The following is a 13,979-nucleotide window of genomic DNA, read 5'->3' as shown; positions in this document are numbered from 1 at the left end:
CCGTGAATCGGGATGAACGAGGAGGCAGGCTCGTGCGAGAAAGCCAGTTTGATACATGTGTGATCGGGGCGGGACCCGCCGGGCTGGCGGTCGCGCGGGCCCTGGCGGAGCGCAATCTGCCGTACACGCATCTGGAGCGGCACACCGGGCCCGGCGGTATCTGGGACATCGAGAACCCCGGCAGCCCGATGTACGAGTCGGCCCACTTCATCTCCAGCAGGACCCTGTCAGGGTTCGGCGGATTTCCGATGCCCGACCACTTCGCGGACTATCCGCCGCACCGGCAGGTCCTGTCGTACCTGCGGTCCTTCGCCGACGCCTACGGGCTGACGGACCGGATCGAGTTCGGTGTCGAGGTCGCGGGCGTCGAGAAGAACGCGGACGGCACCTGGACCGTGACCCGGGCCGACGGACGGGAAAGCGTGCACGGGCAGGTCGTGGTGTGTACGGGCTCGCAGTGGCACCCCAACATCCCTGACATTCCCGGCGAGTTCGGCGGGGAGGTCCGGCACACCGTCGGCTATCGCAGCGCGGAGGAGCTGCGGGGCAAGCGGGTCCTGGTCGTGGGTGCGGGCAACTCCGGCTGCGACATCGCGTGCGACGCGGCCCGGACCGCGGACCACGCGGTGATCAGCATGCGGCGCGGGTACTGGTTCATTCCCAAGCACCTGTTCGGCCGACCCGTGGACACCATCTCCGACAGCGGGCCGCACCTGCCGATGTGGCTGGCGCAGCGGGTCTTCGGTGCCCTGCTGCGGATCATCAACGGCGATCCGACGCGGCTCGGGCTGCAGAAGCCGGACCACAAGCTGTTCGAGACCCACCCGGCCATCAACTCGATGCTGATCCACCACCTCCAGCACGGCGACATCACCGCCAGGCCCGGGATCGCCCGCGCCGAGGGCAGGACCGTGCACTTCACCGACGGCACGAGCGACGACTTCGACCTCGTCCTGCTGGCCACGGGCTACGTCCACAAAGTGCCGGTCGCGCAGAAGTACTTCGGTGCCGAGCAGCATCCCGACCTGTACCTGTCGTCGTTCTCGCGCGAGCACCTGGGCCTGTTCGGCATCGGGTTCATCGAGACCAACTCCGGCGCGTACCAACTCTTCGACGCCCAGGCGCAGTTGATCGCCGGGTATGTGTACGACGCGCAGCACGGGCTGCCGAACGCGGAGCGGTTCACCCAGATGATCCGCGCCGACCGGCCGGATCTGACCGGCGGGCTGAAGTTCGTCGCCTCGCCCCGCCACACCGGCTACGTCGACAGCGGGGCGTTCGTGAAGTACCTCGGCAAGGTCGCGGGCCGGATGGGCTGGCGTACTGAGGGCCGGCCGCCGGTGCGGTCCCCGCGCCGTGTGGAGGCGACGGCATGAGCCGGTTCGACTTCGCCGACAAGGTGATGCTGGTGACCGGGGGCGCGGGTGGCATCGGCAGCGCCCTGTGCCACCGCTTCGCCTCCGGCGGCGCCCGCTGTGTCGTCGTCGACATCGACGGGTTCCGTGCCGAGAAGGTGGCCGCTGAGCTGCCAGGCGCCGGGCACACGGGCATCGGCTGCGACCTGCTGGAACGCGCCCAGATGGAGCGGCTGTTCGAGCGGGTAGGTGACGTCTACGGCCGCCTCGACGTACTGGTCAACAACGTGGGCATGACGAGCGCGGAGCGCTTCGACGTCCGCAGCGTCGAGAGCATCGAGCGGGAGATCAGCCTCAACCTGACCTCCCCGCTGGTCGCGACCCGGATCGCGATCCCTCTGCTGAAGGCGTCTCGTGACGCCCGGGTGGTCACCACGGTCTCCCTCGGCGGGATCTTCCCGCTGGGCGAGACCCCGATCTACACGGCCTCCAAGTTCGGGCTGCGGGGCGCGATGCTCGCCATCGGCCTCGACCTCCGGAGCAAGGGCATCCTGGCCGGGTCGGTGCTGCCCTCGGCGACCGACACCCGGATGCTGCGTCAGGAGGCCGTGGACGGCGGGAACTCCATGCAGTTCCAGGACCCGCCGCAGCAGCCCGCCGACGTCGTGGCGGCCGTGGTGAGCCTGCTGGACAGACCACGCCTGGAGGCCTATCCCCGGCCCGGCGAGTCCCGTCTCGTGCGGTTCGCGATGCTCGTACCGAACCTGCTGCCCAGGATCTTCCCGCTGTTCCGCAAGCGCGGTGACCGCGGCATGGCCCGCTATCTGGAGGAACTCCGGCGCCGCGGACTGGCCCGACAGACCGACGGACACTGGGAGTTGGTGGAAGAAGCATGACCAGGAAAGAGACTTTGCACGTCGTCAACCCCGCCACCGGGGAGCCGATCATCGCCCTGCGCGCCGCCGGCGCCGACGACGTCACCAAGGCCGCCGAGCAGGCCCGACTCACCTACGAGGCCGGGACCTGGTCGCGGCTGCCGATCCGGGAACGCGGCGCCGTACTGCTCCGCCTGGCCGACCTGATGGAACGCGACGCCGAGATCCTCGCCCGGATGGACAGCGAGGACGCGGGCAAACCCATCACGGAGTGCCGTACGGGCGACGTACCCGGCGCGATCGAGTCGATCCGCTGGTTCGCCGAGGCGGCCGACAAGGTCTTCGGCCGGGTCGCGCCGAGCGGGCCCGACGGCCTCGGTCTCATGAGCCGCGAACCAGTCGGGGTCGGCGCGGCGATCCTGCCGTGGAACTACCCCCTCGCCATGACCGCCTGGAAGGTCGGCCCCGCCCTGGCAGCGGGCAACTGTCTGCTGGTCAAGCCCGCGGAGGTGACCCCGCGCTCCGCTCTGCACCTGGCCGCGCTGGCCGCCGAGGCCGGTCTCCCCGAAGGGGTGCTCACGGTGCTGCCCGGGTACGGCGGGGAGGCCGGGGCGGCCCTCGCTCGCGACCCCCTCGTACAAGCGCTCTCCTTCACCGGCTCCACCGCGACCGGCCGCCACATCCTCAAGGCCGCCGCCGACAGCAACTTCAAGCGCGTCTCCCTGGAGATGGGCGGCAAGAGCCCCCAGGTGCTGATGGCCGACGCGCTCTCCTACGGCGACGAGCTCATCGCCGACATGATCGAGGCCGCGTTCCTGACGATGGGGCAGAACTGCACGGCCGGCTCCCGTGTCCTGGTCCACCGCAGCATCGCCGAGGAGGTCGTGGAGCGGTTCACGGCCGCGGCGAAGGAACTCGTCGTCGGTGATCCGGCCGACCCGCGCACCCGGATGGGACCGCTCATCAACCGCGCCGCCTTCGACCGGGTCGCGGCAGCCGTGGAGGCCGCCCGGGCGGGCGGAGCCCAGATCCACACCGGCGGGCTGCCCCACGGACTGCCTCCGCGCGGCGCCTACTACCCGCCCACCGTGATCACCGGCGCCCCCGACGGCAGCGACGTACTCACCAAGGAGCTGTTCGGCCCCGTGGTCACAGTCGAGACCTTCACGTCGGAGGACGAGGCGGTACGCCGCGCGAACGCCACCGAGTACGGGCTCGCCGCCTCGGTGTGGACCCGCGACCTCGACACCGCGCTACGGCTGGCACGTCGCGTCGAGGCCGGCGTGGTCTCCGTCAACGCCTACAGCGAGGGCGACATCACCACCCCCTTCGGCGGCTGGAAGCAGTCCGGATTCGGCGGCGTGGAGAAATCCACCAACGCCTTCGACCAGTGGACCCGGGAGAAGACGGTCTGGATCCGCACCCGCTGACCGATCACTCCAGCTGGTCCGCGCCCCGGAGCATCCGCTCCCGCAACTGGACCGGAGAGGTGCCGTGCCAGCGGCGTACCGCGCGGCGCATCGCCCGTTCGTCGGAGAATCCCGCCCGACGCGCGATGTCACGCAGTGTCAACTCCGGCCGGAGCAGCAGCTGTTCGACGCGTTCCCGGCGTACCCCCTCGGCCAGTGCCTCGTACGTCGTGCCGCACTCGGCCAGCCGACGGCGCAGCGTCCGCTCGCTGGTCGCGTGCCTCCGTGCCTGCTCGCCGAACGAGGGGATCGCCGGGAGGCTCTGCGCGACGGAGACCTCCAGCACCTCCAGCAGGTCCTGCTGGTCGTGGCGGGAGGCCAGTTGCGCGTCGAGCATCTCCATGGTCGACGCGTACGTCACCGGATCCCGGCCGGGCATCCGGGCATCGGCCCACGCAGGGTCGATGACGATGCTGTTGGCCGGGGCTCCGAAGCGGACCGGGCAGCCGAACAGGGCGCCGTACAGCTCGCGTTGGCGAGGTGGCGGACCGGAGAACTCCACCGCCCTCGGCACGAAGGTGGACCCGACGGCCAGCCGGGACAGGGTGACCACGGAGGCGAACCCCTCCTCGATCAGAAAGGCAGCCACGCCCGGGTCGATGGCGGGATCGGGGAGGTCCGCGTGCAGCACGAAGGCGCCGTGCTCGCCCATACCGGTCGACCACACCGTCATCGCCCCCGACAGGTTCTGGTACTTCACCCCCGTCTCGATGGCGTGTCGCAGCGTGTCGTCGGCCAACAGGGCGAAGCCGACCAGGCCCCACGCGGTCAGGTGCTGCGCCGCGCCGACCTTCAGCCCCAGCCGCGCATCCCCGGTGAGCTCCAACGCGCGCCGGATCACCGCGCTGCCCTGCCGGTAGGACACCCTCAGCGCGGCGGACCGCATGACGGTGTCGTCCAGCCCGACCTGGCTCAGCAGAGGCCGCAGATCGACGCCGCGCTCGTCGGCGACCACGACGAGATAGCGCAGGATGTTCGGCTGGATCGTCGCCGACGTGCTGCGACTGGTCCCGTGAGGGTCCGCACTGGTCCCGTGAGGGTCTGCCGGACCGGGGGCAAGGGTCATCGCACTCACCTTCTGCTGGGCGACCACCGTAAGCATCGGGACCTCACCGGTCGTACGCCCTGGCCCGCGAAGTCCCCTGTACGGCCTCCGGCGTCCTGCGTTCGCCGGTCCGCGCCTGGCTACGGTCTGCGCATGTCCCTCAGTGCTCCAGGCCGGACGGAGGCCGGGCACCCCGCCCCCGAGGCAGGCGCCCGAAGGGTCGCGACCCTCGCGTTCACCGCCCAAGGTGTCTCCGTCGCCGCCGTGTACACGACCGTCCCCGCTGTCACCGAACGCCTGGAACTGGCTCCGCTCCTGACGACCACCATGATGGTCGCGGTGGCGCTGATGGCCGGGGGCGGCAGCTTCGTGGGGCTGGCCGCGATCCGCCGCGCCGGTCCCGTCTCCACCATGCGCGGGGCCCTGCTGACGGCCGCCGCCGCGCTGACGCTGATCGGGTGGGCGCCCGACACGGCGACCGCCGTCTGCGCGTACGTCGTCTTCGGGATCGCCGTCGGTGCCCTCGACGTCGCCGTCAACACCCGGGCAGCCGCGATCGAACGCGCCTACGGCCGCAGCATCTTCGGCTCCTTCTACACGGCATGGAGTGTGGGGGGCGTCTTCGCGGCGCTGCTCACCGCCGCGGCGGCCCGGCTGCAGTGGCCGGTGGCCGCGGGCCTGACCGTGCAGGCAGGCATCCTCCTCGTCCTCACCGCCTGTATACGCACGCACCCTCTTGCCTCCTCCGAAGGGCCGTCGGACACCCCGGCGCAGCCGCCGCTGGAGCGCCGGGTGTGGATCCGGCTCCTCCCCTTCGGCCTGGTCCTCCTCGTCGTCTACGTCGTGGACTCCACCGTCTCGGCCTGGTCGGCGGTCTACCTCCGCCAGAGCCTCGCCGCCTCCCTCACGGTGGCGCCGATGGCGTACGCGGCCTACCAGGCCGGCACAGTCGCCGGCCGCGCCGCCACCGACCGGCTCGTGCGGAGGTTCGGTGCGGTCGCCGTCGTCCGTACCGCCGCCCTGTTGGTCTCGGGCGCTCTGGCAGGCATGGCCGCCGCGCCGAGCTGGCCGATCGCCGTTCTCGCGGCCGGGGCGGTGGGTCTGGGGGCCTCCGTCCTGGCCCCCCTGTGTCTGGCCTCCGCCGCACGGCTGCGCCCCGCCGCCTCCGAGGCGATCCTGGCCCGCCTGAACCTCTTCAACTACGCGGGCGTCGTCACCGGTGGCGCGGTGAGCGGTCTCCTCGGCTCGACCGGCCAGTTCCGTCTCGCCTACGCGGCACCGGCCGCCCTGGCGGTTCTTCTCCTGGCCGGCGCCCGCCATTTCACCCGCCCTCCGAGCTCGGCCCGTACGGGGAGCGCCCCTCCTGAATCGCCGCCCGCTACTGCTTGACCGCGCCCGCCAGCCCGTTGATGAAGAACCGCTGCAGTACGACGAAGATCAGGACGATGGGGAGCAGGGTGATGACCGACCCCGCGCACACCAGGGTCCAGGCGGTGGAGTTCTGGCCGATGAAGTTGAACATGCCCACGGACAGCGTGTGCAGTTCGGGGCGGGAGAGGGTGAAGACCAGCGGGATGAAGAAGCTGTTCCAGGCGGTGATGCAGGCGAACAGGCCCACGGTCGCCAGCATCGGCCCGGACAGCGGCAACATGATCCGCCAGAAGATCTGGTGGAAGCTCGCCCCGTCCACGCGGGCCGCGTCCTCGAGACCCCGGTCGATCGTCGTGAAGTAACCCATGAAGAGGAAGGTCCCGAAGACCATCCCGCCCGCCGACTGGACGATGACCACCGACCAGAGGGTGTTGAGGAGATGGAGCCGCTGGATCAGGTCGAAGACCGGGATGATCGTGTAGCCGTGCGGCAGGAAGAGGGTCACCCCGACCAGGCCCAGCCAGATCTTCTTGCCGGGGAAGTCGGTGCGGGCCAGGACGTAGCCCGCCATGGAGGTGGCGAGCAGCGTCACGATGACCGTGCCGGTCGCGAACAGGACCGTGTTGACGAAGAACCGGCTGAAGTCCGCCTGCGTCCAGGCCTCGCTGTAGTTGGACCAGTGGAACTCGGAGGGGATCGGGTTCAGTCCGCCGGAGAAGAAGCCGTCGGTGCTCTTCAGCGAGCTGCCAAGCGCCCACAGGAACGGGTAGAGCCAGATGACTCCGCCGCCGAGCAACGCGAGATAGAGCAGGCCGCGCCGGCCCTTGCGCAGGCGCGGGGACAGGGTGGACGTCGCCATGGAGGCTCCTTCACTGATTGGCGGCCGTGCGCCGTCGGCCGATGCGGCGCAGAGCGAGGACCTGCAGCGCGGAGAAGACGATGAGCAGCAGTCCGTAGAGGAACGAGGCCGCGGAGGCCAGGCCGACATCGGGCTGGGCGGCGGAGCCCGGGGAGCCGCCGAAGGCCAGGTGGTAGATGTACGTGTTGACGACCTCGGTGGCGAAGAACGGGCCGCCGCCGGTGAGGACCTGCACCAGGTCGAAGACCTGGAAGCTGCCGATGAAGGCCAGCACGACGATCACGACGCCGACTTGGCGCAGCATCGGGATGGTGATGCGGAAGAAGGACTGCACCGGTCCGCAGCCGTCCAGCTTCGCCGCCTCGTACAACTCCGCCGGGATGGTCTGCAGTCCGGCGAGGAAGTAGACGAGGTTGTAGCCGAGGGTGTGCCAGATGCCGATCGCGATGATCACGCCCAGGGCGGTGTGCGGGTCGCCGAGCCAGTCGATGTGGCCGTTGGTCACCCCCGTCTTGGCGAGCAGACTGCCCGCCGAGTCACCGAAGTTGGCGAGCATCAGCTGGATGACGACTCCGACGACCGCGGCCGAGGTGACGACGGGGATGAAGTAGACGGTGCGGAAGAACAGCGCGAACTTGAGCTTCGGGTTGTTCAGCACCAGCGCGAGGGCCAGCGCCAGCAGCAGTTGCACCGGGACGAGCACGAACGCGTAGACGAAGGTGTGCCCGACGGCGCCCCAGAAGATGTCGTCCTGCAGGATCTGCCGGAAGTTGGCCAGGCCCACGTAGTCGCCGGGTTCGCCGATGCCGTTCCAGCGGTAGAAGGTGTAGCCGAAGGAGGCGAAGATCGGGTAGACCACGAAGGCCAGCAGCAGCACGGCCATCGGGGCGAGATAGGCGTACGACCACTTGGCGGCGCGGATGCGGTGCCAGAGGCCGGCCCGGGCCGCGACCGGTGCTGCGGTCGGGGGCGTTCGCCGGCGCTCACGGGTGTCGAGGAGTGACATGGGGGCTGCTCACGCCTTCTTCGTGGTGTACGGCTTGGTGGGGTCCCAGTCCGGGAAGACGTAGTCGGACGTGCTGACCTTCTTGCCCTTCTTGGCGACTGCGGCGACCGCGTCGGAGAACAGCTGGAACTTCTTGTCGGCCAGGCTGCTCAACTCGCCCTGTACGTCCTTGATCTGGCCGGTGTAGATGCCGGTCACCACATCGCTGATGTCCGGCTTGGGCGCGCTGGGCGCGACGGCGGCCAGCGCCGGGTTGCGCACGAGGGGCACCGGGCCGCGCAGCACCTCCTTGGTCATGCCGACGAAGGCGGCGAACGGCTTGGAGTCGATGCCGTCCGGGTTGTTGTTGGCGGGGTGGGCGGAGACGCCGTTGAGAGCCTGCACCCAGCGGCGGCCCGCGGCGGGGGACGTCAGCGCGTCGAGCCACTGGAACGCCTCGTGAGCCTTCTTGCTCTTGGCGGAGACCGCGGCGAAGGTGCCGTTACCAACGGGGTCCGCGTAGTAGTAGGCCCCCGGGGTGGTGGTGGGCGAGGGCAGGGTGACCAGGCTGTAGTCGGTGAACTTGTGCTGGGTCCACTCGGGTTGGTTCCACACGCCGCCGACGGTCATGCCGAACTTGCCGCGCTCGAAGAACGCGCGGGCCGCTTCGTCGGAGAGGCTGACGGAGTTGGGGTGGAAGAAGCCGCGCTTCTTCCATTCGACGAGCAGCTCCAGGAAGTCGGCGTACGCCCGGTCGGTACCGAATGTCCACTTGCCGACGCGGTAGTCCATGCCCAGGCCGGGGCCGGTGGGGGCACCGCCGGGTGCGCCGGCACCACGCACGAACAGGTCCAGCCACCAGGCGAGGACGCCGATGTTGTCGGCGTTGCCGAAGCCGAAGCCGTACGACTTGCCGCCGCTCTTCTTGGTGATCGTCTGGGCGGCGCTGGTGACTTCGTCCCAGGTCCTGGGGATCTTGACGCTTCCGTCCGGGTTGGTCAGCCCGACGGACTTGAAGACGCCGTGGTGGATGTAGAGCTGGAGCTGTGGTCCCGAGCCCTTGAGCGGGGCCGAATAGACCTTGCCGTCGAAGACGTTGGCGCCTTCCAGGAAGGTGCCCTCGGGGAAGCGCGACTGCCACTCGGGGGTCGCCCACTCGTCGAGCGGCAACAGCCAGCCCTTGGCGACCTGTTCGGCGACGCTGGGCACCTGCGGGATCATGAAGACGTCCGGCGTGTTGCCGCTGCGGTTGGCGAGCGCCACCAGGTCCGCGTACTTGGCGTTCTGCTGGGTGGTCTTGTCGACACTCACCCCGCTGTGGGCCTTCTCGAAGAGTTCTATCTCCTTGTCGACCCAGGGGGCTTGGGTGACGTACCAGTCCCAGTAGGAGAGTGCGTCCGCCGACGCGGAGGGGGAGCCGGAGCTGCATGCGCTCAGGCCACCGCCCAGCGCCATGGTGCCGGCACCGAGTGCGGCAGCGTGCAGGAGTCGGCGTCTGGAGACGTTCGACGAAGTCATCTGGTGTTCCTCCGAGGCGGAAGAGGGATGCTCAACGGCGTGTAACGTTCACTCAACCGTTTACAGTAACCGGGACGTTAAGGGTGCGTGTCACGCCCGTCAAGGGGTTCGACGAGGCTTTACGAGACGATCCGCACGGCACCAGAAAGCCTCACAAGTCAGGTCCCTGCCAGGGCATAGAGAAACGCCGACAAGTTGTGTAACTTTTTCATCGGCGTTACTCACATTGGCTGTTCACCTGGGCGAGGAGAAGCAGAGCATGGCTCAAGGTCGGGGTTCCGCAGGTCGGGCGACGATTCGTGACGTGGCGTCGCGCGCAGGTGTGTCCGTCGCCACCGTCTCGCGGATCCTCAGCGGGGCGTACACGGCGCCCCCGGCGACGCACGACCGGGTCATGGAGGCCGTACGCGACCTCGACTACGTGGTCAACGCCAACGCCCGGTCCCTGTCCACGGCTTCGGGAATGGTGGCGATGGTGGTCAACGACATCACCTCGCCGTTCTTCATGAACGTCGCCTCCGGAGTGGAGGAACAGGCCGTCGCCGACGGCCGGGTCTGCCTCGTCTGTTCCACCCAGGGCGTCCCGGAGCGCGAGTTGTCGGTGATCAACCTGATGCGCCAGCGGGGCGCTGAGGCGATAATCCTGGTCGGCGGCATGGCCGAGACCGAGGAGCATCTCGCCCAACTCGCCGCCGCCGCCGAGGGGATGGACCGGGCCGGCGCCCGCATGGTGCTCTGCGCCCGGCCGTGGAAGGGCGCGAAGGCGCCGGTGGACGTGGTGGAGTGCGACATGGAGGCCGGCGCCTTCGCCGCCACCAGCCACCTGATCTCCGCAGGCCACACCCGGGTTGCCCACCTGGCGGGCCCGCACGAGTTCAGCGTCGCAGGCCAGCGCCTCGAAGGGTACGAGCGGGCACTGCGCGCGCACGGCATCAAGCCCGATCCGGCGCTCGTCGCCGAGAGCGACATGACCCGCGAGTCCGGATACGAAGCGGCCTGCCGACTGCTCACCGGCACCGACGCCACCGCGATCTTCTGCGCCAGCGACATGAGCGCCGCCGGTGCCATCGCCGCCGCCCGCGACCTGGGCCGCTCGGTCCCCGGCGACGTCTCCGTGGTCGGCTTCGACGACATCCCGCTCGCCGAGGACCTGTATCCGCGGCTGACCACCGTGCACGTCCCGCAGCAGGAACTCGGCCGCTCCGCGACCCGCCTGGCCCTGCACCGCCGCCCCACCGATCCGCCGAGCCGCCGCGTGGTGCTCGGCTCACACGTCGTCGTACGTGAGTCGGTCGCGCCCCCGGCTCGCCTCAACACCGTTGGAAAGGCGGACAGTTGACACCCGAAGACCGGCTCCTCTCCCCGTACACCGGCTGGACGCGTACACACTGGGAGGGGCTGGCCGACGCGCAACTGGCCGCCGTCCGCCCGTACGCCACCGACCGGCACGCCCTGCTCCACCTGCCCGGCCCCGCCAGCCGCTCCGGCCGGCACAGCGACGGCCTCGAAGGGTTCGCCCGCACCTTCCTGCTCGCCGGCTTCCGCCTGGCGCGCTCCGGCGACACCGACCCGGGCGGCCATGCCGAGTGGTACGCCGAGGGCCTGACCGCCGGCACCGACCCGCGCTCGCCGGACCACTGGCCGACCCTGCGCGAGTGCAGGCAGGCCAAGGTGGAGTGCGCGTCGGTGGCCATCGCACTGCACGAGACGCGGCCGTGGATCTGGGACCGGCTGGACGACGGCGTACGGCAGCGGATCATCGCCTGGATGACGGACATGCTCGGCAGCGACGTCCCCGACAACAACTGGGTCTGGTTCCGGGCGATCACGTCGGCGTTCCTGCGCTCGGTCGGCGGACCGTGGAGCGCGCGCGACATCGACCACGCGATCGCGCGGACGGAGGCGTGGTACGCGGGCGACGGCTGGTACGCCGACGGAGGCGGCACCGGCGGCGCGCTGCGGCACTTCGACTACTACTCGGGCTGGGCCATGCAGTACTACCCGCTGTGGTACTGCCGCATCTCCGGCGCCGACGCCGGCGCCGACCTGCTCCCCCGCTACCGCGCCCGGCTGCGCCGCTACCTCGACGACGCCCAGCACCTCGTGGCGGCCGACGGCGCCCCGCTGTACCAGGGCCGCTCCCTCACCTACCGCTACGCGACGCTCTGCCCGCTGTGGACCGGCGCCGTCTTCGACGCCACTCCCCTGCCCGCGGGCCGTACCCGCCGCCTCGCCAGTGGCGTGCTGCGGCACTTCACCGAAGCCGGCTGCTTCGACGGACAGGGGCTCCAACCGCTGGGCTGGCACGGGGAGTTCCCAGCCATCCGGCAGCCGTACTCCGGGCCCGGCTCGCCGTACTGGTCGAGCAAGGGCTTCGCCGGACTGGTGCTGCCCGCCGAGCACCCGGTGTGGACGGAGAAGGAAGAAGCGCTGCCGATCGAGAATCAGGATGTGCGGCGAACGCTGACCGCACCGGGGTGGCTCGTCTCGGGCACCGCGGCGGACGGGGTCGTACGCGTCGTCAACCACGGCAGCGACCACGCTTTCGGTGACGGCGTCGAAGCCGAGGCGGACGACCCGGTCTACAGCCGCCTCGCCTACGCCTCGCACGCCGCCCCCGACAGCACGGAGGCGAGCCTCAACGACCCGCTCGACTCCCACATCGCCCTGCTCGACGCCGAAGGGCGCCCCTCCCACCGCCGCCCGCTGACCCGGCTGCACCTCGGTGCGCGCACCGCCGTCTCCCGCCACCGCGCCCACTGGCCACTCGGCCCGGTGCCCGACCCGTACGCCCACGACCCCGCGCCCTCCTTCCGTACGGGTCCGTGGATCACGACGGCGTCCGTGCTGAACGGCCCGCTGGAGGTCCGGCTCACCCGGGTCGACGGCCCGGTCGAGGAGCCGCTGCGGCTGCGCCTCGGCGGCTACTGCCTGGCCACCGCCGAGCCGCCGCTCGCGCACGAGGCGACCGGGCTCGCCGCATGGGTGCGCCGCCCCGCGGGCCTGTCCAGCACGGTGGTCGCGCTGCGCGGTTTCGACGAGGCCGGCATCGCCACCGCGCGGGACGCCAATGCCCTCGGCCCGTACTCGGCGACACCCTGGCTCGGCACGGCGTCGGAGGTCCAACCGGGCACCGTGTACGCCGCGTTGGTGTGCCTCTCCGGAGTGATCGAGGGCCCCGTCACGGCCGAGGCCGTACACCTGGAGGTCTCGTACGACGGCGACGGCACCGCCCTCGCCTCGGTCACCTGGGCCGACGGCACCGTCGACAACGTCCGCCTGGAGCCGCCGAGTTGACGAGCGAGTGGGTACGGCGTGGGGCGCGGGCTGTCAGGGGCCCGCGCCCCACGCCGGATCGTGCGGCGTACGCCGGCATCAGCCGCCGTACGCCTGGATCAGGTGCCGTACGCCTGGATCAGGTGCCATCGATGAGCCGAACGGCGATTGCGGGGCTGAACTGTCCGGCGGGGACCGTCGGGGCGATACCGCACTCCCCGTCGGAGTTGCCCGGTGTCTTGACCCACAGCAGCAGGTCCTCGCCGCCGCCCACGCGCGCGGTGACGCCGAGTTTGCGTCCGGTCGGGTTGCACCACTCGCCGTTGGAGCCGTTGCCGTTGCGGCTGGTGTCCACGACGAAGTGGGAGCCGCCGCCGAGGGCCGAGTTGATCGAGTTGCCGTAGGTCTCCGAGGACGCGGTGGTGTAGAAGTTCGAGACGTTCAGGGAGTAGCCGCGTATGTTGCGCACGCCCGCGGAGTTCAGGCGGCTCGCCATCGTCGCCGGGGCGACCCAGTTGGTGTGTCCGGCGTCCAGATAGGCCCAGGTGTTGGGGGCCTTCTGCTGGAACATCTGGGTGGCGTAGGCGAGCATCGCGAGGCGGTCGGTTATCTGCGTGCTGCTCAGGCAGCTGAAGTCCGACAGGGCGTCCGGCTCGATGACGACCACGGCGGGGCGGGTGCCCACCGCGGCCGCGAAGGTGGATATCCAGGTGCGGTACTCGGCGACGCTGCCCGCGCCGCCGGAGGAGTGGCCGCCGCACGCGTCCCGGAGCGGGATGTTGTACGCGACGATGACCGGCAACTTGTCGTGGCTGTCGGCGGCGCCGACGTAGCTTGCCACGGCCGGTCCGATCCCTCCGCTCTCGCCGCCGGTGAACCAGCGGGCGATCGGCTGGGACGAGATGGCCGACTGGATGCGCGCGGCCCGCGAGTCGGAGGGGTTGTTCCGGACCCAGACGGCCGGGCCGGAGTCGGGGTTGGAATAGAAGCCGCTGGTCAGGGAGATCGGGCTGGCGGCTGCTGCCGGACCGGCCGCCGCGAACGACAGCGGTAGGACGAGCAGACAGATCAGGGCGGTTCGGAGCAGAGCAGCTCGGGGCAGGGCGTTCCAGCGCATGGTGGGTTCCTGTCTCTCGGGGCGGGGCTGCCGCGGGCCCCCCGGCTCGGCTCCCGCCCGCGCTCGTCCGGCGCGGGCGGGGCCACGGCGTTGGTACGGACGCCGGTTC

Annotated in this window: 11 protein-coding genes; 6 read left to right on the top strand and 5 right to left on the bottom strand. The window is 70.5% G+C overall.

Annotation, left to right across the window (positions count from 1 at the left end; genetic code table 11):
- Positions 1–32: 32 nt before the first annotated feature.
- Genes OG219_RS38615 through OG219_RS38605 form a run of 3 tightly spaced genes read left to right on the top strand, consistent with a single transcriptional unit; the run spans position 33 to position 3,660 of the window.
- Positions 33–1,376 carry an NAD(P)/FAD-dependent oxidoreductase gene (locus tag OG219_RS38615; protein ID WP_266834606.1) on the top strand — a complete coding sequence of 448 codons (1,344 nt, stop codon included), beginning with the start codon at positions 33–35 and terminating at the stop codon, positions 1,374–1,376.
- Positions 1,373–2,251 (top strand): SDR family oxidoreductase, encoded by an 879-nt coding sequence (locus OG219_RS38610; protein WP_266834604.1) that lies wholly within the window; start codon positions 1,373–1,375, stop codon positions 2,249–2,251. Before OG219_RS38615 ends, OG219_RS38610 begins: the two co-directional genes overlap by 4 nt.
- Positions 2,248–3,660: an aldehyde dehydrogenase family protein gene (locus OG219_RS38605; RefSeq protein ID WP_266834602.1), complete on the top strand. Its 1,413-nt coding sequence runs from the start codon at positions 2,248–2,250 to the stop codon at positions 3,658–3,660. Before OG219_RS38610 ends, OG219_RS38605 begins: the two co-directional genes overlap by 4 nt.
- Positions 3,661–3,664: 4 nt before the next feature.
- Here OG219_RS38605 and OG219_RS38600 read toward each other — a convergent pair whose 3' ends face one another.
- The gene (locus OG219_RS38600) at positions 3,665–4,765 is read right to left on the bottom strand and encodes an AraC family transcriptional regulator (protein WP_266834600.1); all 1,101 of its coding nucleotides are present in this window, start codon (positions 4,763–4,765) and stop codon (positions 3,665–3,667) included.
- 132 nt (positions 4,766–4,897) lie between these two features.
- On the opposite strand from OG219_RS38600, the gene OG219_RS38595 reads away from it, so the two are divergent.
- Positions 4,898–6,133, top strand: a complete 1,236-nt coding sequence (locus OG219_RS38595; RefSeq protein WP_266834598.1) for an MFS transporter — start codon at positions 4,898–4,900, stop codon at positions 6,131–6,133.
- Here OG219_RS38595 and OG219_RS38590 read toward each other — a convergent pair.
- Genes OG219_RS38590 through OG219_RS38580 form a run of 3 tightly spaced genes read right to left on the bottom strand, consistent with a single transcriptional unit; the run spans position 6,123 to position 9,477 of the window.
- Positions 6,123–6,974, bottom strand: coding sequence for a carbohydrate ABC transporter permease (locus OG219_RS38590; protein ID WP_266834596.1), 852 nt, complete (start codon positions 6,972–6,974; stop codon positions 6,123–6,125). The two genes, OG219_RS38595 and OG219_RS38590, sit on opposite strands and share 11 nt — an antisense overlap.
- Positions 6,975–6,984: 10 nt before the next feature.
- Positions 6,985–7,980, bottom strand: coding sequence for a carbohydrate ABC transporter permease (locus tag OG219_RS38585; RefSeq protein WP_266834594.1), 996 nt, complete (start codon positions 7,978–7,980; stop codon positions 6,985–6,987).
- 9 nt (positions 7,981–7,989) lie between these two features.
- Positions 7,990–9,477 (bottom strand): ABC transporter substrate-binding protein, encoded by a 1,488-nt coding sequence (locus tag OG219_RS38580; protein WP_266834592.1) that lies wholly within the window; start codon positions 9,475–9,477, stop codon positions 7,990–7,992.
- Between the two features lie 304 nt (positions 9,478–9,781).
- On the opposite strand from OG219_RS38580, the gene OG219_RS38575 reads away from it, so the two are divergent.
- Together OG219_RS38575 and OG219_RS38570 are read left to right on the top strand one after the other, a co-directional pair.
- Positions 9,782–10,816 (top strand): LacI family DNA-binding transcriptional regulator, encoded by a 1,035-nt coding sequence (locus OG219_RS38575; protein WP_266834590.1) that lies wholly within the window; start codon positions 9,782–9,784, stop codon positions 10,814–10,816.
- Entirely contained in the window at positions 10,813–12,774 is a 1,962-nt protein-coding gene (locus OG219_RS38570) for a DUF2264 domain-containing protein (protein WP_266834588.1), read from the top strand. The genes OG219_RS38575 and OG219_RS38570 overlap by 4 nt, the downstream gene beginning before the upstream one ends.
- Before the next feature lie 118 nt (positions 12,775–12,892).
- On the opposite strand, the gene OG219_RS38565 is transcribed toward OG219_RS38570, so the two are convergent.
- Complete coding sequence (locus OG219_RS38565; RefSeq protein ID WP_266834586.1) at positions 12,893–13,870, bottom strand: glycoside hydrolase family 6 protein; 978 nt, start codon at positions 13,868–13,870, stop codon at positions 12,893–12,895.
- Positions 13,871–13,979 lie beyond the last annotated feature (109 nt).

Origin of the sequence: Streptomyces sp. NBC_00038 (assembly GCF_026343635.1) — a bacterium.
Lineage (GTDB): Bacteria > Actinomycetota > Actinomycetes > Streptomycetales > Streptomycetaceae > Streptomyces.
This window is presented reverse-complemented; position numbering and strand designations above follow the sequence as displayed.

Excerpts from the sequence above, each read along its gene's own strand:
- OG219_RS38585 (WP_266834594.1), bottom strand. The coding sequence starts at position 7,980 with ATGTCACTCCTCGACACCCGTGAGCGCCGGCGAACGCCCCCGACCGCA.
- OG219_RS38610 (WP_266834604.1), top strand. The coding sequence starts at position 1,373 with ATGAGCCGGTTCGACTTCGCCGACAAGGTGATGCTGGTGACCGGGGGC.
- OG219_RS38600 (WP_266834600.1), bottom strand. The coding sequence starts at position 4,765 with ATGACCCTTGCCCCCGGTCCGGCAGACCCTCACGGGACCAGTGCGGAC.
- OG219_RS38605 (WP_266834602.1), top strand. The coding sequence starts at position 2,248 with ATGACCAGGAAAGAGACTTTGCACGTCGTCAACCCCGCCACCGGGGAG.
- OG219_RS38580 (WP_266834592.1), bottom strand. The coding sequence starts at position 9,477 with ATGACTTCGTCGAACGTCTCCAGACGCCGACTCCTGCACGCTGCCGCA.
- OG219_RS38565 (WP_266834586.1), bottom strand. The coding sequence starts at position 13,870 with ATGCGCTGGAACGCCCTGCCCCGAGCTGCTCTGCTCCGAACCGCCCTG.
- OG219_RS38595 (WP_266834598.1), top strand. The coding sequence starts at position 4,898 with ATGTCCCTCAGTGCTCCAGGCCGGACGGAGGCCGGGCACCCCGCCCCC.
- OG219_RS38590 (WP_266834596.1), bottom strand. The coding sequence starts at position 6,974 with ATGGCGACGTCCACCCTGTCCCCGCGCCTGCGCAAGGGCCGGCGCGGC.